The sequence below is a fragment of the Corallococcus carmarthensis genome (genome assembly GCF_003611695.1).
GTDB classification, from domain to species: domain Bacteria; phylum Myxococcota; class Myxococcia; order Myxococcales; family Myxococcaceae; genus Corallococcus; species Corallococcus carmarthensis.
In genome coordinates this window covers 1-20,188 of the sequence record NZ_RAWE01000069.1, presented here as the reverse complement: position 1 = coordinate 20,188, position 20,188 = coordinate 1, and the positions used below count along the sequence as shown (strand labels likewise).

Genomic DNA, 20,188 nt, shown 5'->3' with positions numbered 1-20,188 from the left:
GCAAATAGTTCGAGCGGAGCCGGGTGTTAGGAGGGCATGAGCCGAGGAGAGCTGACGGACGCCCAATGGGAGCGGCTGGTAGGACTGCTGCCGCCCCAGAAACCCGCGCGGGGCCGTCCGAACAAGGAGCACCGCGAAGTGCTCGACGGAATCCTCTGGGTGCTGCGCACGGGAGCGCCCTGGCGCGACGTGCCTCGGGAGCAGTTCGGCAGTTGGAAGACGCTCAGCAGCCGATTCTACCGCTGGCAGGAGGCAGGCATCTGGGCGCGGGTGCTGCGGCAGTTGCAGGCCGAAGCGCACGAGGATGAGCACCTGGACTGGACGCTGCACTTCCTGGACGCCAGCGTCATCCGAGCCCACCAGCACGCAGCCGGCGCACGCGGCACGCCGGTAAAAGGGGGGAGGCCGAAGCGCTGGGCCGCAGCCAGGGAGGCTTCTCTACCAAGCTGCACGTCCGGGCGGAGGGCCAGGGGCGGCCGCTCGTCTTCGAGCTGACGGCAGGTCAGCGCCATGAGACGCAGGCCTTCGAGGCGCTGATGGCGGGTGGCAGCGTGCCGAGAGCTCACTCGCCGGGTGCGCCACGCCGCTTGCCCGACGCCCTCGCGGCGGACAAAGGCTACAGCTACCCCAGCCTCCGCGCCTGGTGCCGCGAACATGGGGTGCACGCCATCATCCCCACTCGCTCGAACCAGCCCCGGCAGCGCGCCTTCCGGCGCGCGGCCTACCGCAAGCGCTGCCGGGTGGAGTGTCTCTTCAATCGCTTGAAGCAGAACCGGCGGGTGGCGACGCGCTATGAGAAGCGCGCCGCCAACTACCTGGCGATGGTCCTTATCGCCTCCATCCGCCTCTGGCTCTAATTTGCGGACACGCCCTAGTCGCGGAGCGCCGACAAGTCAGGGGCGGTCCGCGTAGACTCCCGGGTCATGGGCGCTGCGTCGAACCCACCGGACAGCAAGAACGCGCTGCTGCGCGGCCTTCCCTCCATCGAGCAACTCCTGCGGCGGCCGTCGCTGGAGTCCCGGCTCGCGAACCTTCCCCATGCCCGCGCGGTCGCGGCCCTGCGACTCGCGGTCGAACAGGTCCGGTCCCGGCTCCTCGCAGGTGACCTACGGCCCTTCGAGGACGCGGACGTGGAGGCGGCGCTCGCGTCCCTGGCCAGGCCGAACCTGCGGCCGGTGATCAACGCCACCGGCGTCGTGCTCCACACCAACCTGGGCCGCGCGCCCCTCGCGCCCGAAGCCGTGGAGCGTGTCGCCGCCGTGGCCCGGGGGTACTCCAACCTCGAATACGACCTGGACGAAGGCGAACGGGGCAGCCGCTACGCGCCGCTCATCGGCCACCTGCGCACGCTCACCGGCGCGGAGGACGCCATCGTGGTCAACAACTGCGCGGGCGCCGTGCTGCTCGTCCTCGCCGCGCTCGCCTCCGGCCGTGAATGCATCGTCTCTCGCGGCGAGCTCGTGGAAATAGGAGGGGGCTTCCGCATCCCGGACGTCATGCGTCAGTCCGGCGCGAAGCTCGTGGAGGTCGGCACCACCAACCGCACCCGCCGCGCGGACTATGCCAACGCACTGGGTCCGGACACGGGCCTCATCGTGAAGGTCCACCGGTCCAACTTCGCGCTCGTCGGCTTCACGGAAGAGGCATCCCTCGCGGAACTCACCGGAATGGGACGCTCCCGTGACGTGCCCGTGTTCCAGGACCTGGGCTCCGGCGCGCTCGTGCCGCTGTCCGGGCCGGGCCTGACCCCTGAGCCCACGGTGGGCCAGGCCATCCGCGATGGCGCGGACGTCGTCGCGTTCTCCGGCGACAAGCTCCTGGGCGGACCCCAGGCAGGCGTCATCGTCGGCCGGGCGGACCTGCTCCAGCGCATCAAATCCCACCCGCTCACACGGGCGCTGCGTGTCGACAAGATGACGGTCGCGGCCCTGGAGGCGACGCTGGAGCTGTACCGGGACGGCCGTCCGGACGCGGTTCCCACCCAAAGCCTGCTCACCCAGCAACCAGCGGTGTTACGGGCCCGTGCCGAACGCCTGTCGGCCCTGCTCGCAGCGCGCGGCGTCGAGGGCCGGGTCGTGTCCGTGGATGGACAGGTGGGTGGAGGTGCCATGCCCCTGTCCCGGTTGCCTTCCTACGCTTGCAGCCTCACCGTAGGAGCGCCGAAAGTATTCCTGGATCATCTGCGCGAAGGCGAGGTGCCGGTTATTGGCAGGATTGCGGATGACGAGGTCGTTCTCGACGTCCGGTGTCTCTCAGAGGAGGACCTGGGGCAGGTCGCGCAGGCTGTGGCGGCCGCCCGTTCGGGAAGCCAGCCATGATCAACAGCGCCGTGCTCGTTTTAAACCGGTACTACCAACCGGTTCACGTGACGTCAGTCAAACGGGCTTTTTCCCTGCTGTATCAGGGCGTCGCCAAGGCCATCGACGAGCAGTACCGGCTGTATGAGTTCGAGGACTGGGCCGCCCTCAGCGCCACCCAGGACAGCATCACCACCATCGACCGCACCATCCGTGTCCCTCGCGTCCTCGTGCTGGGCGCGTATGACCACCTGCCGCGTGCCAAGGTGCGCTTCTCGCGCCTCAACATCTACGCGCGCGACAACGACACCTGCCAGTACTGCGCGAAGCAGCTGCCCCGCAGCGAGCTCAACCTGGACCACGTCAACCCGCGCACCCAGGGTGGGAAGACGACCTGGGAGAACGTGGTGTGCTCCTGCGTTCCCTGCAACCTGAAGAAGGGCGGGCGCACGCCGGAACAGGCCGGGATGCGGCTGCTCAAGAAGCCCGTCCGGCCGCGCTGGACGCCGCTGTTCCGAGGCGCCATCCGCAAGGTCACCTACCGCGAGTGGCTGCCGTTCCTGCACCTCGCGGACGTGTCGTACTGGAACGTCGAGCTGCTTGACGAATGACAGCGAACGGCTCCCCGGCCGCCTGCTCCCCGAGCCTCCTGGCGACGGGCGCGGGCACCGGGAGCCCCGTGGGCCGGCCGTGAAATGGCGGGGTGTCGACTCGGGCGGTAGGACGGGCTTTGATGCGAGCCTTCGTGAAGCCCGCCCCCCTGCCTCCATCCGCTCCCGCCTCGCTGGCTGGTCCTTCGCCGCGCCCGGTGGGGGACTCGGCCCATGACGTGTCGCCCGCGGGACCCGCGGGCCTCGCGCGGCGCTCCCGTTCGCGGCGGATCATCGCGGTGGGCGGCGGCAAGGGCGGCATCGGCAAGTCCATGGTGTCCGCGAACCTGGGCGTCGCGCTCGCGCAGGCCGGCCACAAGGTGCTGCTCGTGGACGCGGACCTGGGCGGCGCCAACCTGCACACGTGCCTGGGCGTGGGCCCTCCGGAATCCACGCTGTCGGACTTCCTCCGGCGCGGGAAGGCCAACCTCGAAGAGGTGATGGTCTCCACCGGCGTGCCGGGGCTGTCGCTGATCGCCGGGGCGCAGGACTCGCTGGACGCGGCGAACCTCAAGTACGCGCAGAAGCAGAAGCTGCTTCGCACGCTGTTGTCGCAGACGACGGCGGACTACCTCATCCTGGACCTGGGCGCGGGCACCAGCTTCAACACGCTCGACTTCTTCCTCATCGCGGATCACGGCCTGCTCGTCGTGCTGCCGGAGCCCACGTCCGTGGAGAACGCGTACCGCTTCGTCAAGGCGGCCTTCTTCCGCAAGCTCCAGCAGACCGAAGCGCGCTACGGCATCCAGGACCTCGTCGAAGGCGCGCTGTCCACCCGCGAGGGCGGCCTGCGGACGCTGCACGACGTCGTCGCGCAGGTGCGGCGCAAGGCCCCTTCGGACGCGGAGCGGCTGGAGCGCGAGCTGGCGGCGTTCCGCGTGCGGCTCGTCGTGAACCAGGCGCGCACGGACGCGGATGAGAAGGTGGGCGCCGCGATGGTGTCCGCGTGGAAGAAGTTCTTCGGCATCGACATGGATGATCTGGGCGCCCTGCGCTACGACGACGAGGCGTGGCGCGCGGTGCGCAAGCGCAAGCCGGTGCTCATCGAGCAGCCCGGCTCGCCCGTGTCCCAGGGCCTCCAGCGCATCGCCGCGCGTCTTTTGTCGCTCGACGGCCTTTCCCCCGAGTCCGCCATCCCATGAAGCCCTTCGCGCAGCAGACCTACTACGAGCTCCTGGAGGTTCCGCACACGGCGTCCGACGCGGAGATCCGCGCGGCCCACCAGCGCCTGATGGAGCTGTATTCGCCGGATTCCATCGCGGTGTACGCGCTGGGGGATCCGGATCAGGTGGACGCGCTGCGTGAACGGATGAACGAAGCGATGGAGATGCTCACCGACGCGGACCTGCGCGTCGAGTATGACCGCTCCATCGGCCTGTCCACGGAGCGGCTTTCGAAGGCGGCCGGGACGGCGGACGCCGCGGACAAGGTGGATTCCGCCGCGCGCGTCGCGGAGGCCCTGGCCACCGCCGCGGCGGCGCTCGCGAAGGCCGCGGGCGCGGTGGACGCGGAACGGTTGGAGGCGGAGTCGCGACTGAAGGCCGCGACCTCCGTGAACGACACGGAAGGGGAGGCCTCACGCGCGAGCGGGACGCCTGGAAAGAGCGAGGAGCGGATGCGGGGTGAGGAGTCGAAGCGGCAGGAGTCCTCGGGGAAGGACGCCCAGGGCGTGCCCTCCGAGCCGGTGATGGTGGGTGGCGTGGCGGTGGTGGAGGCCTTCCGTGCCTCGTTCACCCGGAGCCTGTCGTTCGTCTACGTCCCCGCGAGTCCGCTGCGCGGGCAGGGCAGGGGAGCCACGGAAGCACCGGCCCCCGCCGTGGACGCGAAGTCGTCCGGCGCCGAGGACGCGACGCCTGTCACGGCCCCCAAGGCCGTGGAGGCCGAGGTGTCCGCCGCCACGGCCGTTCCCGCCGAGGCCGTCGCTTCGCCCCCCGAAGCGCCTCCGTCGGCCGCGCCCGCCATGGCTGCCTCGGCTTCGGAGCCGGCCGGCGCCCCTGCTTCGACGCCCGCGCAGGACGAGGCCGCGCAAGCACCTGCTCACTCCACTCCGGAGCGCACCGAAGCCGCTGCTCCGGTGGAGAGCGAGGCTGGATCCACGGGAGGCGCTGACGCATCCGCCGTCGCGCCGGACCGCGTGGACGCCGCGCCTGTTCCCGCCGTCTCGAGCCCTCCGGTCGCCGAGGACGCCCCCCAGGCTCCCGCCGTGGAGGCCTCCGCCGAGGCCCCGGCCGCGACTCCCGTTCCGGAGGCCAGTGAGGTGACGCCCCCGGCCGAGGCCGGATCCGTGGCCGCCAGCCCCGCGCCCGGCCCGGATGCATCCACGGCTTCGGCAGTCACGACCACCCAGGGCGAGTCGGATCCGAACCCCGCCCAGGGCACTCCAACCCCGGACGCGACCTCCACCGCGCTGGCCCGGACTCCGGCCACCGGGGCCTCGCGCGCGGCTGTCCGGCCCCTGACGTCGCGCCCCATCGACTCGCGTCCGGCGGGCCCCACGGGGCCGGGCACCGTGAAGGGCCCCACGGGGCCGGGCACCATGAAGAGCCCCACGGTCCGCAAGCTCGGGGATGCCCAGGTGCTGGCGCAGGACTCCGCCATCGCGACCGCCGAGTCCGCGCTGGCCCAGGTGGCCGCCAAGGTCCGCGAGGCCCGTCCCCGGGGCGTGGACATCCCCGCGGACGCCGAGTTCAACGGCGAACTGCTCCGCCGCGTCCGCGAGGCCCGGGGCCTGTCCATCCAGCAGCTGGCCGACCGCACCCGCATCTCCGTGCGTCACCTGGAGAACGTGGAGGCGGACCGCTACACCGCGCTCCCCACCACCGTGTACCTGCGCGGCATCCTCATGAACCTGGCCCGGGAGCTGGGCCTGGACCCCCTGCGCGTGTCCAAGAGCTACCTCGCGCTGTTCTCCGAGAAACCCGCCAAGTCGGGCCGTTGACCGGGAGTCGGCTGGGCGCCCTGCCATGCGACGGGAAAAGTTGACTCGCACGGGGTGGGTGCCTAAGTAGTGGCACGATGACGGAAGAGGAAAAGGTCAAGGCGATGCGACTCGCTCGCGCGATCGCCTCCGATATCTCGCTCTACAACGAGCAGAAGATCATCAAGGGCATCGAGCAGGACAACCTTTTCGAGGTCCTCAAGGAGGAACTGGAAGAGGGGCGCGCGCTCTACAAGAGCCGCGTGAGCGCGGAGATCAGCACCCAGGCGAACTTCTTCGAGCGCGCCATCAACGACATCGTGCTGCGCTCCAAGGCGCACGTGAAGTCGAAGATCTGGTAGCGCCCTCCGCCGTGGCCTCACCCGACACGCGCGAACACCGCGCCCTCCCGGAAGCCCGGGGCGAGCGGCTGGATGCGTACCTCGCGCGCGCGTTCCCGGATCTCACCCGCTCCCGCCTCCAGGGCCTCATCGCCGACGGCCACGTGCTGACCGACGGCAAGCCCGCCAAGGCCGCGCAGCGCCTGCGCGGAGGGGAGCTGCTGTCCCTCCACGTCCCCGCGCCCGTCGCCGCGATTCCCCAGGCCGAAGCCCTGCCCGTGTCCGTGCTGCACGAGGACCGCGACCTCGTCGTCGTGGACAAGGCCGCCGGCATGGTGGTGCACCCGGGCGCGGGCCACGCCACCGGCACGCTGGTCAACGCGCTCCTGCACCGCGTGAAGGACCTGGCCGGCGTGGGCGGAGAGCTGCGCCCCGGCATCGTCCACCGGCTGGACAAGGACACCACCGGCTGCCTCGTCGTCGCCAAGCACGAGCAGGCCCTGGTGGCGCTCCAGAAGGCCTTCAAGACGCGCGAGGTCCAGAAGACGTACCTGGCGCTGGTGCACGGCGTGCCGCCCGCGGAAGGGCGCATCGAAACGCTCTACGGCCGCCACCCCATCCACCGCCAGAAGTTCACCGGCAAGGTGAAGGAGGGCAAGCCCGCCATCACCCTGTTCCGGGTGCGCGAGGCCTTCGACGGCGCCGCGCTGGTGGAGGTGGACCTGCTCACCGGCCGCACGCATCAGATCCGCGTCCACCTGGCGGAAGCCGGCCACCCGCTGCTCTGCGACGCGCTCTACGGCGCTGGCCGCAAGGCGAAGGGCGCGGTGGCGGAAGCCCAGGAGGCGCTGGGCCGCCAGGCGCTGCACGCGTGGCGGCTGGCCTTCGAACACCCGCGCACCCACAAGGCGCTGGACCTGGAAGCCCCCCTCCCGGAGGACTTCACGAAGGCGCTCACGCTGCTGCGCCAGGCGAGCATTCCCGCGGGGCCTCCCACGAAGGCGAAGCCCGTCGCGAAGAAGGCTACAAGCCGGAAACGCTGATCTGCTGCTGCCGGCGGGAGAGGACCTTGATGGGCTGGATGGCCATCACCCGCATGAAGACGGCCAGCAGCTCCGGGTCGAACTTCTGGCGCATCTCCGTCCACATCAGCATCAGCGCCACCTCCGGGCCGTACGCGTCGCGGTAGGGCCTGCGGGAGGTGAGCGCGTCATACGCGTCGCAGATGGCGATGATCTTCGCGTACACCCCCAGGTTCGTCTTGGGGATGATCATCTGGATGTTGCCGCGCGCATCCCGCACCGCGGTGCCGTAGTCCGTCTTGTGCTCGAACGTCGTCACCACGCGCAACAGCGTGGAGCGGCTGAAGCCCTTCTCCATCAGGATGTTGCGCACGCTGATGAGCGGCGCGCGGGCCACCGCCGTCTTCTCGTCCGCGGTGAGCGCGCCCCGCTTGGTGGACAGCTCCTCCGGCAGCGTCGTCATGCCCGCGTCGTGGAAGAGCGCGATGTAGCCCAGGTCGCGCAGCTGCGGCTTCGTGAGGCCCAGCTCCGCGCCGAACACGATGCACATCAGCGCCACGTTCACCTGGTGGTAGACGAGGTAGTCCTCCTCGCGCTTCTGCGTCGTCATGCCCAGGAAGTGGGTGCGCTGATCGTAGGAGATGTCCACGAAGTCCTGCACCAGGCGCAGCGCACGCGAGGAGCCGATGGGCTTCCCCGCGCGCACGGACTCCAGGTACTTCTGCAGGAAGAACACGGCACGCGCGTACACGGTCATCGCGTACTTCTTGCGGTCGACCTTCTGGTCGCCCGGCGTGTCCATGTCCTTGTTCATCTTCTCCTTGAGCTTGGAGAACTTCGCCACGCGCATGTTGAGGAGCTTGCGCCCCTGGAGGCCGTCCTCCTCCGCGGTGGAGGACTGCTCCTTGCTGAAGATCCAGACGAAGTTCTTCAGCTCCTGCGTGGTGACGGGCTTCGTCAGCGTGATGCCGCCCACGTCCTTGGCGCGCATCTCCGACAGCAGGTAGCGCTGGTTCTCGATGGAGTTCAGGTCCACCTTCACCAGCATGCCGTTCAGGTAGAACGAGTCCTTGACGCCCGTCAGCTCCAGCCGGCCTTCCTTGCCGATGATCTGGTTGATGATGTCCTGGAGCTGGTGGAGCGGCTTCTCGAAGACGGCGTTCTCCGGGTCGTACATCTTCACGGAGCGCACGAGCATGTAGAGGCCCGCGAGCATGGAGCGCGACAGGTTCTGGAGCTTCTCGTTGTGCTCCCGCCCGTACTCCCCCAGGTTCTCTTCCTGGGTCTGATTGATCTTCAGGTTGTCGGCCATGGTGTCAGCTCGCCTCTTCCGGAAGCGCCGAGTCCCCGAAGAGGGCCTTGCGCGTCTGGTACATCGCCTTGCGGGCCGCGGTGAGGAGGTCCAGGGGCTGCGTCTTGTCCTCCACCAATGCCTGCAACATCTTGTAGGACTGGATGGAGCCCGCGCCGCCCAGGCCGGTGATGGCCAGCAGCTTGTCCTCCATCACCCGCCGCTTGTTGAGCAGGGACGGCTTCACCGTCAGCAATTGCTGCATCATCGACAGCGCGGCGGGCAGGTTGGTGGCCCCGATGGCCGCGTAGACAGCGGCCTTCTCGTCGGACGTCTTCTTGTCCCAGGTGGGTTCGCGCACCAGCCGCACCAGGTCCGTGAAGGCCCGCTCGCGGTCGAACTCCGGCAGCAGCTTCGCGGCCAGCATGCGCACCTGGGAGACGCTGTCGGTGAGCGCGTCGTGGATGATGCGCCGGGCCTCCGCCGTGCGGCCCCGCCCGATGATCTGCATCACCTCCAGCTTCACCACCAGGTTGGGGCTCTTCATCACCTGGCCGAACATCTTCACCCGCTCCGGGTGGTTGCTCTTCTCCAGGATGTAGACCATGTCGCGCACCGTCTGCGGCCGGTCCGACAACAGGCGCGCCACGAACGGCTCCGGCAGGTCTCGCGCGAACGTGGCCAGCACGTCGCCCAAGAGCAGGCGGTTCTCCGGCAACTCGATGGTCTCCAACACGCTGAGCAGGGGCAGCACGGAGTCCACGCCCACCGACTGCAGGTAGCGCGTCACGTCCTGGGGCTGCCGCGTGCGCGTCGTCTTCAGCGACTCGCCCAGCCGCGTCAGGCGCTGCTCCTCGCCCATCTTGTGGAGGAAGTTGTTCAAGAGGCGGCCCAGGTCCTCGCCGCCCTCGCGCTGGGAGAGCGCGCGCAGCTTGAGGACGATCTGGTTCACCGTGGCGAAGTCGTCCTGGAGCAGCAGCATGTCCAGCAGCTGCAGGAAGATCTCCTCCAAGAGCGCCGCGTCATCCACGCCGCCTTCCACCACCTGGAACACCGCGCCCACCAGCTTCGGGAACAGGCGCGCGTTCTCCTCTTCGGTGATTTCGCGCTGGATGCGGGCCTTCAGGTCGTCCGTGGCGTGCCGGCCGCCCACGACGAGGCCGCGGATCTGCTCCACGCCGTCCAGCTTCGCGTCCAGGTCCTCCGCGGACACGCGCGCGAAGCGCAGGAAGTCGTCCGAGTTCGTCTGGAGGCGGGAGTAGAGGTAGCCCACCACCTTGTCCACCTCCACCTGGACCTCGTCCTCGGAGGCGCCCTCCATGGAGAAGCCCTCCACCACCACGTACTCCACCTGCTGCATGCCCGCGCGCCACAGCTGCGCGAGCACGTCGTCCGCGCCGCGCTCCGGCTCCGACAGCGCGATGAGCGTGAGGGTGACGAGCTCCTCCAGGGGCAGCCCCGGCCGGAAGATGAGCTGGCGGATGCCGTCGCGGAAGAACTTGTAGGGGAGCGGCGACTCCTCGGAGAAGAGCGGCTCGCCGTACAGCATGAAGTTCTGCTGCTCCACCTTCAGCGAGAGCGGCCCGAACTTCTCCGTGTACGAGGAGATGGACTCCTGCGCCTTGGAGAGGAACTCCGGGAAGCGCGCTTCGTTGTGGCGGTACATGCCAATCTGCTTGATGCCCTTGAGCAGGTGGAACGCGAACGTCTTCGCCAGTTCGACCTTCTCGCGAACCTCCGGCGACTGCTCCGGCTCGGCCTTCGCGTCCGTGACTTTCTGGGGCTGTGCCATGAAACCTGGAAGAATCCGGATGGGGCGGAAGGCCCCGATGGGGGGATCCGAAGTGTACTCCCGTCCCGGGCTGGCTCCCAATCCGCAAACCGCCCGGATTCCAGTGGGTTGAAGTGACACCTGGGTAACACCGGGCGGACTGGCGGTGAATCCCCGGTGTGTTAGGCAAGGGGCCCCTTTTTGTCCGGAGTTCCCGCCCATGAAGCGACTGGCCGCGTCCGCCCTGGTCCTGGCGTCCCTCACGGGGTGCTTCCGCATGAGCGTGCGCAGTCCGGCGCCGCGCGACGGCGCACCGGAGTCGCGCACGGGGGCGAGCTTCGTGGCGGGGCTGACGACGTCCAACGTGGCCGCGGCGGAGTGCCGGCATGGCCTGTCGCGGGTGGACGTGTACTGGCCGTGGTGGAGCCCGTTCGTCTACGCCTTCACCTTCGGCATCGTGACGCCGCTGCGCGCGGAGTACGTCTGCGCGAAGGGGGGCGCGGACTCCGGCGGCGGCGACACGGAGGTGCCGCCGTCGGTGCCCGGGCTGTGATTCAGGCCTCCCCGCCTGGGAACGAAGCGGGGAGGGCGCTTGCCGGCCGTCAGTGCGACGGCGGCGGGGCTTCCGCGCCGCTCTGGCCCTTGAGGGCGGAGCGGAAGAGGACCGCGGTGAGGATGGCGAAGAACGCCAGGCCCCAGACGTTGGACCACGTCGGGTGCGCCAGCTCGCTCTCGCCCACGGCGTTGAGGAACGCGCCCACCGCGTTCTCGTGCCCGAAGAGGGCGGGCAGGTTGATGGCCCGCGTCCAGGCGCCGTCGCTGGCGATTTCGAGGAACGCGATGAGCACGCCCGCGATGTAGCCGGAGGACATCAGCGTGCCGGGGGAGAACTCGGACTCCGCCGCGCTGCCGCCGCGCAGCTTGTCCACGAAGTGGCGCACCATGCCGCCCACGAAGATGGGGGCGCTGCTGCTGATGGGCAGGTACACGCCGACGGCGAAGGGCAGCGAGGACACGCCGCACAGCTCCAGCATCAGCGCGATGAAGACGCCCAGCAGCACCAGGTCCCACGGCAGCCGCTGCGTGAGGATGCCGTCGATGATGAGCGCGAACAGCTGCGCCTTGGGGGCGGAGTAGCGGGTGAGCGTCTGGCCTTCGTATTCGCTGATGCGGCCGCCGATGCCCGGGTCCACCACGTACTGGATGTTGCCCTGATCATCCACGAGGTAGCGGCCGGCGGGCACGGGCGTGTCCGCGCCGCGCACGAAGCCTTCCTTGTAGACGCGGTCCGGACCGGCGGTGACGAGCCCCGCGTCCGACAGCTTCAGCGACGGGCCGTTGGCCGGCGTCAGCGTGAGGTTGGACAGCTCCGTGGCGGGCACGGGGCGCCAGCTGCGCAGCTCCAGCGCGCCGTCCGCGGGCACCATGTCCAGGCGCTCCGCCCACAGCGAGCGCTTGATCAGCGCGGGCGTCATGCCGCGCTGGGTGAGCGCGTCCTGGGACACCGCCCAGCGGTACGTGTGCTGGGTGCGCGTTTCGGTGGACATCTCCGTCACCTGCACGCCGGGGTGCGCTTCCGGGATGACCGCCGTGGCGCCCTGGTTGAGCAGCACCAGCACCAGGCCGATGAACATCGCGCTGGTGAGCACGCCGACGAAGAGGGCGATCTGCTGCTTCCTGGGCGTACCGCCCACGAGGAACGCCGTCTTCAGGTCCTGCGCGGTGGTGCCGCCGTTGGACGCCGCGATGCCCACGATGGCCGCCGTGGTGAGCGCCATGAAGCGGTCCGGCGAAGACGTCCAGCCGAACAGCAGGTACACGAGGCAGGTGACGAGCAGCGTGGCCACCACCATGCCGGAGATGGGGTTGGAGGAGCTGCCAATCTCACCGGTGATGCGCGCGCTCACCGTCACGAAGAAGAAGCCGAAGATGACGATGAGGATGGCGGAGATGAAGTTCACGTGCAGCGGCGGCGCCAGCCAGATGGCCAGGATGAGCAGCGCGCTGCCCACCAGCACCACCGTGATGGGCAGGTCCTGGTCCGTGCGCAGCACCGTGGGCAGGGCCCCCTGCGTGCGCGACTGGCGCAGCGTCTCCACGCTGCGCTTGAAGGCGCCCACGATGGTGGGCAGCGAGCGGATGAGGCTGATGAGGCCGCCCGTCGCCACCGCGCCCGCGCCGATGTAGAGCACGTACGCGTTGCGGATCTGATCCGGCGACATGTCCCGGATGAGCATCCCGTTGTGCACCAGCAGCGGCGTGTCCATGCCGCTGCCGAAGAAGGACACCATCGGGATGAGGATGAGGTAGCTGAGCACGCCGCCCGCGAAGGTGATGGACGCGACGCGCGGCCCGATGATGTAGCCCACGCCCAAAAGCTCCGGGGACACCTCCGTGGAGAGCGTCGCGGCCTTGAGCCCCTTGATGGGCGTGCCAATGGCCTCCTTGAAGAGCTTCATCCCGGAGTAGGCGAACTTGTAGACGCCGCCGATGATGAAACCCAGGATGACCGTGCGCGCGTTGGTGCCGCCCTGCTCACCGACGATGAGCACGTCCGCGCTGGCGGTGCCCTCTGGATAGGTGAGCTTGCCGTGCTCCTGGACGATGAGGCCCTGGCGCAGCGGAATCATCATCAGCACGCCCAGCACGCCGCCCAGCGCGGCGGTGAGGAACGCGTGCGTGAGGCTGATGTCGTAGCCCAGGATGAGCAGCGCGGGCAGGGCCGCCGCCACGCCGAACGCGAGCGACTCGCCCGCGGAGCCCGTCGTCTGGACGATGGTGTTCTCCAGGATGCTGGAGCGCCCCAGGGCCCGGAAGATGGCGATGGAGAGCACCGCCACCGGGATGGACGCGGACACCGTGAGGCCGACCTTGATGGCCAGGTACACGGACGACGCCGCGAACACGATGCCCAGCACCGACCCGAGCACCAGGCCGCGGATCGTCAGCTCCGCGGGCGACTGGGCCGGCGAGACATAGGGTTTGTGCGGGGCGGCACCATGCGCCTCCGCGAGAGGGACGCGATCATCGACGACCGGCGGGGAACCGTGGGACAAGCAGGCACTCCTGACAGGAAATCAGGGGGCCTGTTGTAGCAGGGTCTCCGCCGGGGCGCGAAAACAGCCCTCAGCCCTGGGCGGCGAGCGTCTCCGGATCCACCTCCGCCATGAGGGCGGCCAGCTCCGACTTGAGCTTGTCCTTGGCGCGGATCTCCAGCTGGCGTGCGCGCTCGCGGGAGAATCCGAAGTGCTCGCCCAGCTCCTTGAGCGTCATGGGGCGCTCGTTCATCACGCGCTGCTCGATGATGAAGCGCTCGCGCGGATCCAGGCGCATGAGGGCGGTGCGCACGCGGTTGTTGATGAGGCCCGCCTCCTCCTTGTCCGCGAACTCGTCGTCCTGGGGCGCCGCGGCGCTCACCACGAAGTCCACGTGGCTGTTGCCGCCGTCCTCGCCCATGGGGGCGTCCAGGGACAAATCCCGGCCGCCCATGCGCTGCTCCATCTCCCGCACTTCGCCCGGCTTCACATGGAGCTTGCGGGCAATCTCATCCACGTTCACCACGGCCTCGCCGCTGCCCAGCTTCTCCAGCTCACGGCGCGTGCGCGCCAGACTGAAGAACAGCTTGCGCTGCGCCTGCGTGGTTCCAAGCTTCACCAGCGACCAGCTCTTCAGGATGTAGTTCTGGATGTACGCGCGGATCCACCACACCGCGTACGAGATGAGACGGATGCCCTTGTCCGGATCGAACTTCTGCACCGCCTTCATCAGGCCGATATTCCCCTCCTGGATGAGGTCCGACATCTTGATGCCGTAAGAGCGGTACTCGTAGGAGACCTTCACCACGAAGCGCAGGTTGCTCGTCACCAGGCGGTGACCCGCGGCCAGGTCTCCCTTGATGAACCGGCGCGCCAGCTCCTGTTCCTCCTCCACCTTCAGGAGCGAGTACTGGTTGATCTCCGAGAGGTACATCGCGAGGGAGCCAGAATTGGACGACTGCTCGGTCGAAGCCTGCATGGGATGGATTCTCCAAATCGGGCCTCCTGCCGCGGCGGAGGCGCTTGAAAGGTGCTCTGGGTTCAAGTCCTACAACTTGACGTGTCTGCCCTGAGCAACCGGGATGCCAACCGGGGTTGGATGTATTCGCGTGTGTCTCCAAGGGGTTGGAAGACGCAGGGCGGCGCCTCCTGGGAACGGTCTGTAACCGTTACCCGTGGCCGAGAGGAAATCCGGGGGTCTACGAGGAGAGAAAGCGCACGTCTCACGGCCCTCGGGCGCGCGTCGCCATGACGCTCGCGAATGGAGGTTCGCTGAAACGCTTAATGGCGACGCAGGGCGGCGGTGGAGACATTTCTCCACCTCGGCTGGGCGTTCCTGGGGAGGGCGGGCGACCGGCGAAGGAAGCCAGCTTCCGTCCGGAGGGCACTTCTCTTCCGCTCAGGATGCGCGGGCGGTAGGGCCCGCCTGTCCGGCCGTCTTCACGGCGCGGCGGGCGGCTTCCGCGTCCAGCGCGCGGCGCAAGGTGGCGAGCAGGTGCTCGGCCTCTCCCTCGCGCAGGACGCGTCCGCCGAAGCGGGCTTCCAGGTAGCGGCGGGTGAGGGGCGTCAGCGCCAGCGCCAGCGGGTGGCCTTCGCGCGCCAGGCGCGTGGTCAGGTCCTCCAGCGACTCGTGTTCGAAGCGCGGCACGTGCGCGCGCTGGAGCAGCGCGTCCACCCGGTCGAGGAAGCGCGTGGCCTCCAGCGCGGGAGCACGGCGCGTCCAGCGGGAGACGAAACGGCCCGCGCGCCAGACGCCGAAGGCCACGACGGCGGCCGTCACCCACGCGCGCGCCGGAGGCAGGCGGCTGGGCGTTTCGTTCTCGGTGGCGCCGCGCGGGCGGCGTGGCGGGCGGACCAGGGCGCTCGCCAGTTCGAACTGGTCGCGGAAGGAGTAGTCGACGACGGAGTTGCGCCAGCGCGCCTCCACCGCCTCATAGAAGGCGAGCAGTTTCTCCAGCAGCACGGAGCCCTGGCTCGTGCGGTTCGACGGAGGCGTCGCGTCCACCGTGACGAAGCCCCGCCCTGGCACGAGCACGTGTGTCCAGGCATGCGCGTCACCGGCACGCACCAGGTAGCCGCCGTCCACGCGGGTGCCGCCATAGAAGCCCGTGGCGAGCCGCGCGGCGATACCCTGCGTGCGCAGCATCAGCGTGAGCGCGGTGGCGAAGTGCTCGCAGTGTCCCCCCTTGTGCACGAAGAGGAAGTCCGACAGCGGATCCTCCGGGGTGCCTTCCTGCTCCAGCGTGTACGCGTAGTCCTTCTGCAGGAAGGCGGCGAGCTTGCGCGCCGCGGCCAGCGGCTCCTTCTCTCCCTGGAGCACCCGCGCCGCGAGCTGGCTCACGCGGGGGTCCAGGTGCTCGGGCACCGCCAGGAGCTGGTCGCGCTCCGCCTGGACCAGGCCGGCGGCCAGCCCCGCCTTCGTATCCGGAGGCAGGCTGTAGGCCTCGTAGGTGTACGAGGGCGCGGTGACGGTGAAGCGCACCTCGCCTCCGCCCTGGAGCTGCACGGGGCTGCTCCGGGTGCCGGTGGGCGTGTGGGCCATGGCGTTGCCCAGCCGCGAGGGGGTCTCCAGGGCAATCAACGTGCGGGCGCCGTACGCGGGCAGCAGCTCGATGCGCTGGTGCAGGAGCGTGTCGCTGGCGGGGCGCAGGGTGATCTGCCGCTCGGTCTGCCGCGCGCCGACGACGTTCGTCCACTCCATGCCGTCGAAGGTGTCGTAGGTGCGGCCCACCCAGTAGGCGTCCAGCGCGTCGCGGTCCGGATCCGGCGTGAGCGTGGCGCGCAGCACCACGCGCGGGTTGCCCTTGATGGTGCCGGCGCCGCCCAGCCGCACGGTGTTGGAGTAGCCCGCGGCGCTCACCGCGCCCAGGCCCGGCGCCGAGCGCGGACCCACCATGGCCCAGTTGAGACGCGGGAAGAGGATGAAGAAGGCCATCGCGCCGGCCACCGCGAAGGCCAGTCCCGCGGACAGCGGACGCATCACCGCGCGCACCGGCACGGGCTCGCCGTCCGGCACCGCCGCCTCCACCACGCCCAGCGCCAGGGACAGGCTGGCCAGCACCCCGAAGGCGATGAGGCACATGGCGTACGTCATGTCGCCCGACAGCGCCGCGCCGCCGGCCACCATCAACAGGCCCGTCAGGTGCGTCTGCCCCTCCGCCGCGGCGTCCGGCGCGGACAGCATCCGCTGCGCGGCGATGAGGCCCGCGAAGGAGCACGCGGCCACCACCGCGTTCATCGCGCCGGACGTCAGCTGGAGGCCCAGGAGCACCGCGGCGATCAGCAGCGCGGACGCGGACAGGCGCGCGTGGCGCGCGACGAGCCGCACGTCGCACAGCGCCAGCACCAGCGCCCCGAAGAAGACGCCCAGCGCCCACAGGGGAAGCTGCCCGGACACGGCCATCGCGCCGAAGGCGGAGCCCGCCGCCAGGTCGCGCAGGGTGAGCCTCAGCCGCAAGGGGCGCTTCACGCGGCCTCCCGCGAGTCCGCGTCCGCGTCCTCGTAGCCCACCCACGCGAGCGCCTGGAGGATGCGCCGCTCCTGCGAAGCCCCCGCCGCCGGACGCAGCGTGCGCTCCGGCAACTGGAGGCCGACCTCGTTCCCCGCGTCCAGGAGCTGGTGCGCCTGGGCGGCGACCTCCTCGCAGCGGCGCTCCAGCGCGTCGCCCGTGAGGCCCGTCTCCAGCGCGAGCTTCCAGATGCGGCGCTCCTCGCGCTCGCGCTCCACCTTCAGCAGGCGTCCCATCGCGGCGCTCTTCAGCCAGTGGATGCGGCGCGCGTCCTCGTTCACGGCAAGCTCGCGCAGGCCCGCCATGTCGCCGGTGCCGTCCAGGTGGCGCGGGCTGCCCGCCTCTCCTTGAGGCCCCCGCTCCGCGGGTCCCGGCTCCTTGCAGGCGTAGCCCCGGCGCGGATACACGAGCAGCGTCCCCTCCAGGGAGAACACGCGCGTCTTGGCGAACAGGCCCAGCGGCCACGTCGTGGTGACGCGCACGCCGGACAGGCGCACGGGGCCCCGGTGTGGCGCGGCCAGGTCCGCCCGGACGATGTGCTCCTTGCCCGCGGGCAGGTGTCCCAGCTTCCCGGTGCCGGTGAGCGGGGAGAGGTCCTCGGAGAGCGTCAGCGCGAAGCCGTGGCCCGCCTTGCGCGACACGGCCCAGCGGTAGGCGAAGGGCTCACGCGCGAAGGCCGCGTCCGCGCCCACCCGGCGCACCGTCAGGTCGCGCAGGCAGCGCTCCGACAGCACGCCGGACACCACCACCATGCTGAGCAGGAGGCCCAGCAGCAGGTAGAGCAGGTTGTTGCCCGTGTTGAGCGCGCCCAGTCCCACGCCGAACGTCACCACCAGGTACGTGCGGCCCGTCTTCGTCACCGACAGCGTGCGCGGCGGACGGAAGAAGGCGCGCAGCCGCGCCTTGAAGGACGGACGGGCAGGGGCCTTCACCGGGGCGCCGCCACCTTGCGGGCAATCTCCTCCACCAGGTGCGCCGCCTCGTCCCGCGCGGACACGCCCTGCACGGCGCTCCTGAGCAGCACGCGGTGCGCCCAGCAGGGCACCAGCATCGCGCGCACGTCGCCAGGGGTGACGAAGTCGCGCCCCTCCCAGAGGGCCTGGGCCCGGGCCGCGGAGCCCAGCGCCAGCACCGCGCGCGTGGACGCGCCGCGCTCCAGGTCACCGTGCTCGCGCGTGGCCCTCGCCAGCCGCACCACGTAGTCCGCCACCGCCGCGTCCAGCTTCACGTCCTGGACGAAGTCGCGCAGCGACGCGAGCTCCTCCGGCCCCGTCACCGCCTCCACCGAAGGCAGCGGGGACGCCGCGCCGCGCGTGGTGAGCAGCCGTGCCTCCACGTCCGGAGCCGGGTGGCCCAGCGACAGCCGCACGAGGAAGCGGTCCAGCTGCGAGTCCGGCAGCGGATAGGTGCCGGAGAAGTCCACCGGGTTCTGGGTGGCCACCACGGTGAACGGGGAGGGCAACGGATGCGTCTGCCCGTCCAGCGACACCTGGCCCTGGGCCATGCCCTCCAGGAGGGCGGACTGGGTGCGCGGGGGCGCGCGGTTGAGCTCGTCCGCCAGCACCAGCTGCCGGAACAGCGGCCCGGGCCGGAAGGAGAAGGTGGCCGTCTGCGCGTGGAACACCTGCGCGCCCAGGATGTCCGCCGGCAGCAGGTCCGCGGTGAACTGGATGCGGGCGAAGGACAGGGCGCACGCGCGGGCCAGGGCTTCCGCCAGCGTCGTCTTGCCCACCCCCGGCATGTCCTCCAGGAGCAGGTGTCCGCCGGCCACCACGCAGGTGACGACGCGCCGGACCTCCTCGGGCTTGCCCTGAACGGCGCGGCCAAGCTGGGCGGCGAGCCGCTCCATCACCGCACGCGCGGTAGCAGGGGAGGGAACTGGACCGAGGACGCGAGCGGGCTGGGTCATCCTGGGCGCGGACTCTAGCCCAGGCGAGCGCCAACCGGCACCCCTCCAGGCCGCCCGTGGTCCACGCCGGATGCCCGCCTGCCTTGGAGGCGCGGACGCTTTCCGGGGATGCACACGGCCCGGAGGGCCTTCCACCCGTGACTCAGGCGGACAGGATGTCCTCGGGCGTGTAGTACGCCCGGTGCGTCGCCGGCGAGGACAGCACGCCGAAGTAGCGGAACATCCGCTCGTGGTGCGTGGCCAGCCCGCGCAGCTGCACGGCGCCCTCCTTCATGCCGTGGGTCAGCACGCCCACCGCGCTGTCCTTGAACTCACGCAGGTGCGCGAAGTCCAGGACGACCTCGCTCTGGCCCAGCGCCTGGAGCGAGTTGCGCAGCTCCTGGGCCGTACGGCCGTCCAGCGTTCCTTCCAGGCGCAGCGTGATCCGACCCGCCGCCTCCTCCTCCCGATGAATCTGAAGCCCCGTCATGATCCGCGCTCCCGCTGAGGTGTGCACGTGTGTGCCGCCCGCGATGGTGATTGGCGGCTGAGGCACGTTCCGGGCCACGGAGGGCCCGGGGGGATCCCACGCGTTTCGTGGGGGTGCACAGCCGGAGCCGAACAGTGCACCTTCACGGGCGATCAGGTCAGTGGCAGGCAGGCAACTTCGGCCGGAGTGTTGGCGACCGGGCGAAGCGCGTGTCACGCAGCGGTCAACCCTTGCGGTCGGTTGTCGTCTGCTCGGCACGCAGGCTGATGGCGCGCTCCTGCTGGGCCTTCAGCTTGCGGAACTCCTTCACGACCTTGGCGGGATAGCCGGCCATGAACTTCACCCGGTTCTCCTTCTTGGCCAGGATGCGCTTGGCCAGCCCGGGGCCCGCGTTGTAGGCGACGAGCGCGCCCTCCACGGATCCGAAGCGGCTGATCAGGTCCGCCAGGTAGGCCGTGCCCAGGTTCACGTTCGTTTCGAAGTCGAAGAGGTTGGTGTGGCGGCCCAGCTTGTAGCCGGACTTCTCCGCCAGGTACTTGCCCGTGTCGGGCATCACCTGCATGAGGCCCATGGCGCCCACCCCGGACACCGCGTAGTTGTTGAAGGACGACTCGCAGCGGATCAACGCCACCACCAGCAGCGGATCCAGGTTGTTGCGCTCCGCCTCGCGGACGATGGAGACCGCCAGCCGGCGCTGCTGCCGCTCCGGGAGCCCGGAGGCGCGCACGGCCTCGGTCACGCCCATCTGCTCCGCGCGGAGGAAGTCCGCCTCGTCCTCGTACACCTGCAGGCGGGCCAGGGCCGCCTTGAGCTGTGCGTCCTTCTCCGCCAGTTGCGCCCGCAGGGCCGCGACGTCCGGCGCTTCACCCTGCGCACCCACCGGCACCTGCACCGGGAAAGCCACCGCGTTCGTCCCCACCAGCGCCACCGCCGCCGCCATCGCCACCATCCAACCCCGCATCTCGCCCTCCCCTGGCG

At 70.1% G+C, this 20,188-nt stretch carries 16 protein-coding genes and 1 pseudogene; 8 read left to right on the top strand and 9 right to left on the bottom strand.

Features of this window, described 5'->3' with window-relative positions:
* Positions 1–36 precede the first annotated feature (36 nt).
* From D7X32_RS19825 to D7X32_RS19795, 7 genes and pseudogenes are all read left to right on the top strand, one after another.
* A pseudogene (locus tag D7X32_RS19825) lies at positions 37–857 on the top strand (IS5 family transposase).
* Positions 858–923: 66 nt separating this feature from the next.
* Positions 924–2,318, top strand: a complete 1,395-nt coding sequence (gene selA / locus D7X32_RS19820; protein WP_120604129.1) for an L-seryl-tRNA(Sec) selenium transferase — start codon at positions 924–926, stop codon at positions 2,316–2,318.
* The gene (locus tag D7X32_RS19815) at positions 2,315–2,908 is read left to right on the top strand and encodes an HNH endonuclease (RefSeq protein WP_120526360.1); all 594 of its coding nucleotides are present in this window, start codon (positions 2,315–2,317) and stop codon (positions 2,906–2,908) included. The genes selA and D7X32_RS19815 overlap by 4 nt, the downstream gene beginning before the upstream one ends.
* Positions 2,909–3,030: 122 nt before the next feature.
* Complete coding sequence (locus D7X32_RS19810; protein WP_244239094.1) at positions 3,031–4,089, top strand: P-loop NTPase; 1,059 nt, start codon at positions 3,031–3,033, stop codon at positions 4,087–4,089.
* The gene (locus D7X32_RS19805; protein WP_120604128.1) at positions 4,086–5,885 is read left to right on the top strand and encodes a helix-turn-helix domain-containing protein; all 1,800 of its coding nucleotides are present in this window, start codon (positions 4,086–4,088) and stop codon (positions 5,883–5,885) included. Before D7X32_RS19810 ends, D7X32_RS19805 begins: the two co-directional genes overlap by 4 nt.
* Before the next feature lie 77 nt (positions 5,886–5,962).
* Positions 5,963–6,226 carry a hypothetical protein gene (locus D7X32_RS19800; protein ID WP_120526362.1) on the top strand — a complete coding sequence of 88 codons (264 nt, stop codon included), beginning with the start codon at positions 5,963–5,965 and terminating at the stop codon, positions 6,224–6,226.
* A gap of 11 nt (positions 6,227–6,237) precedes the next feature.
* Positions 6,238–7,248 carry an RluA family pseudouridine synthase gene (locus D7X32_RS19795; RefSeq protein WP_120604127.1) on the top strand — a complete coding sequence of 337 codons (1,011 nt, stop codon included), beginning with the start codon at positions 6,238–6,240 and terminating at the stop codon, positions 7,246–7,248.
* On the opposite strand, the gene D7X32_RS19790 is transcribed toward D7X32_RS19795, so the two are convergent.
* A complete protein-coding gene (locus tag D7X32_RS19790) occupies positions 7,229–8,539 on the bottom strand; it encodes an HD-GYP domain-containing protein (RefSeq protein WP_120604126.1) in 1,311 nt (436 codons plus the stop codon). The genes D7X32_RS19795 and D7X32_RS19790 overlap by 20 nt on opposite strands.
* A gap of 4 nt (positions 8,540–8,543) precedes the next feature.
* Positions 8,544–10,310, bottom strand: coding sequence for a HEAT repeat domain-containing protein (locus D7X32_RS19785; RefSeq protein WP_120604125.1), 1,767 nt, complete (start codon positions 10,308–10,310; stop codon positions 8,544–8,546).
* A gap of 199 nt (positions 10,311–10,509) precedes the next feature.
* Between D7X32_RS19785 and D7X32_RS19780 the strand changes: the two genes are divergently transcribed.
* Positions 10,510–10,842: a hypothetical protein gene (locus D7X32_RS19780; RefSeq protein ID WP_120604124.1), complete on the top strand. Its 333-nt coding sequence runs from the start codon at positions 10,510–10,512 to the stop codon at positions 10,840–10,842.
* A 49-nt stretch (positions 10,843–10,891) separates the two neighbouring features.
* On the opposite strand, the gene D7X32_RS19775 is transcribed toward D7X32_RS19780, so the two are convergent.
* From D7X32_RS19775 to D7X32_RS19745, 7 genes are all read right to left on the bottom strand, one after another.
* On the bottom strand, positions 10,892–13,345 hold the full coding sequence (locus D7X32_RS19775) for an OPT family oligopeptide transporter (RefSeq protein WP_120604123.1): 2,454 nt from the start codon (positions 13,343–13,345) through the stop codon (positions 10,892–10,894).
* Positions 13,346–13,415: 70 nt separating this feature from the next.
* On the bottom strand, positions 13,416–14,303 hold the full coding sequence (locus D7X32_RS19770) for an RNA polymerase factor sigma-32 (protein WP_014396039.1): 888 nt from the start codon (positions 14,301–14,303) through the stop codon (positions 13,416–13,418).
* A 420-nt stretch (positions 14,304–14,723) separates the two neighbouring features.
* Positions 14,724–16,793: a transglutaminase TgpA family protein gene (locus D7X32_RS19765; protein WP_120604122.1), complete on the bottom strand. Its 2,070-nt coding sequence runs from the start codon at positions 16,791–16,793 to the stop codon at positions 14,724–14,726.
* Positions 16,790–17,764, bottom strand: a complete 975-nt coding sequence (locus tag D7X32_RS19760) for a DUF58 domain-containing protein (protein WP_120604121.1) — start codon at positions 17,762–17,764, stop codon at positions 16,790–16,792. The genes D7X32_RS19765 and D7X32_RS19760 overlap by 4 nt, the downstream gene beginning before the upstream one ends.
* Positions 17,761–18,741 (bottom strand): AAA family ATPase, encoded by a 981-nt coding sequence (locus D7X32_RS19755; RefSeq protein WP_120604120.1) that lies wholly within the window; start codon positions 18,739–18,741, stop codon positions 17,761–17,763. Before D7X32_RS19755 ends, D7X32_RS19760 begins: the two co-directional genes overlap by 4 nt.
* Before the next feature lie 142 nt (positions 18,742–18,883).
* Positions 18,884–19,210: an STAS domain-containing protein gene (locus tag D7X32_RS19750; RefSeq protein ID WP_120604134.1), complete on the bottom strand. Its 327-nt coding sequence runs from the start codon at positions 19,208–19,210 to the stop codon at positions 18,884–18,886.
* A gap of 223 nt (positions 19,211–19,433) precedes the next feature.
* The coding region (locus D7X32_RS19745; RefSeq protein ID WP_439329013.1) for a transglycosylase SLT domain-containing protein at positions 19,434–20,188 on the bottom strand (755 nt) is incomplete at its 5' end.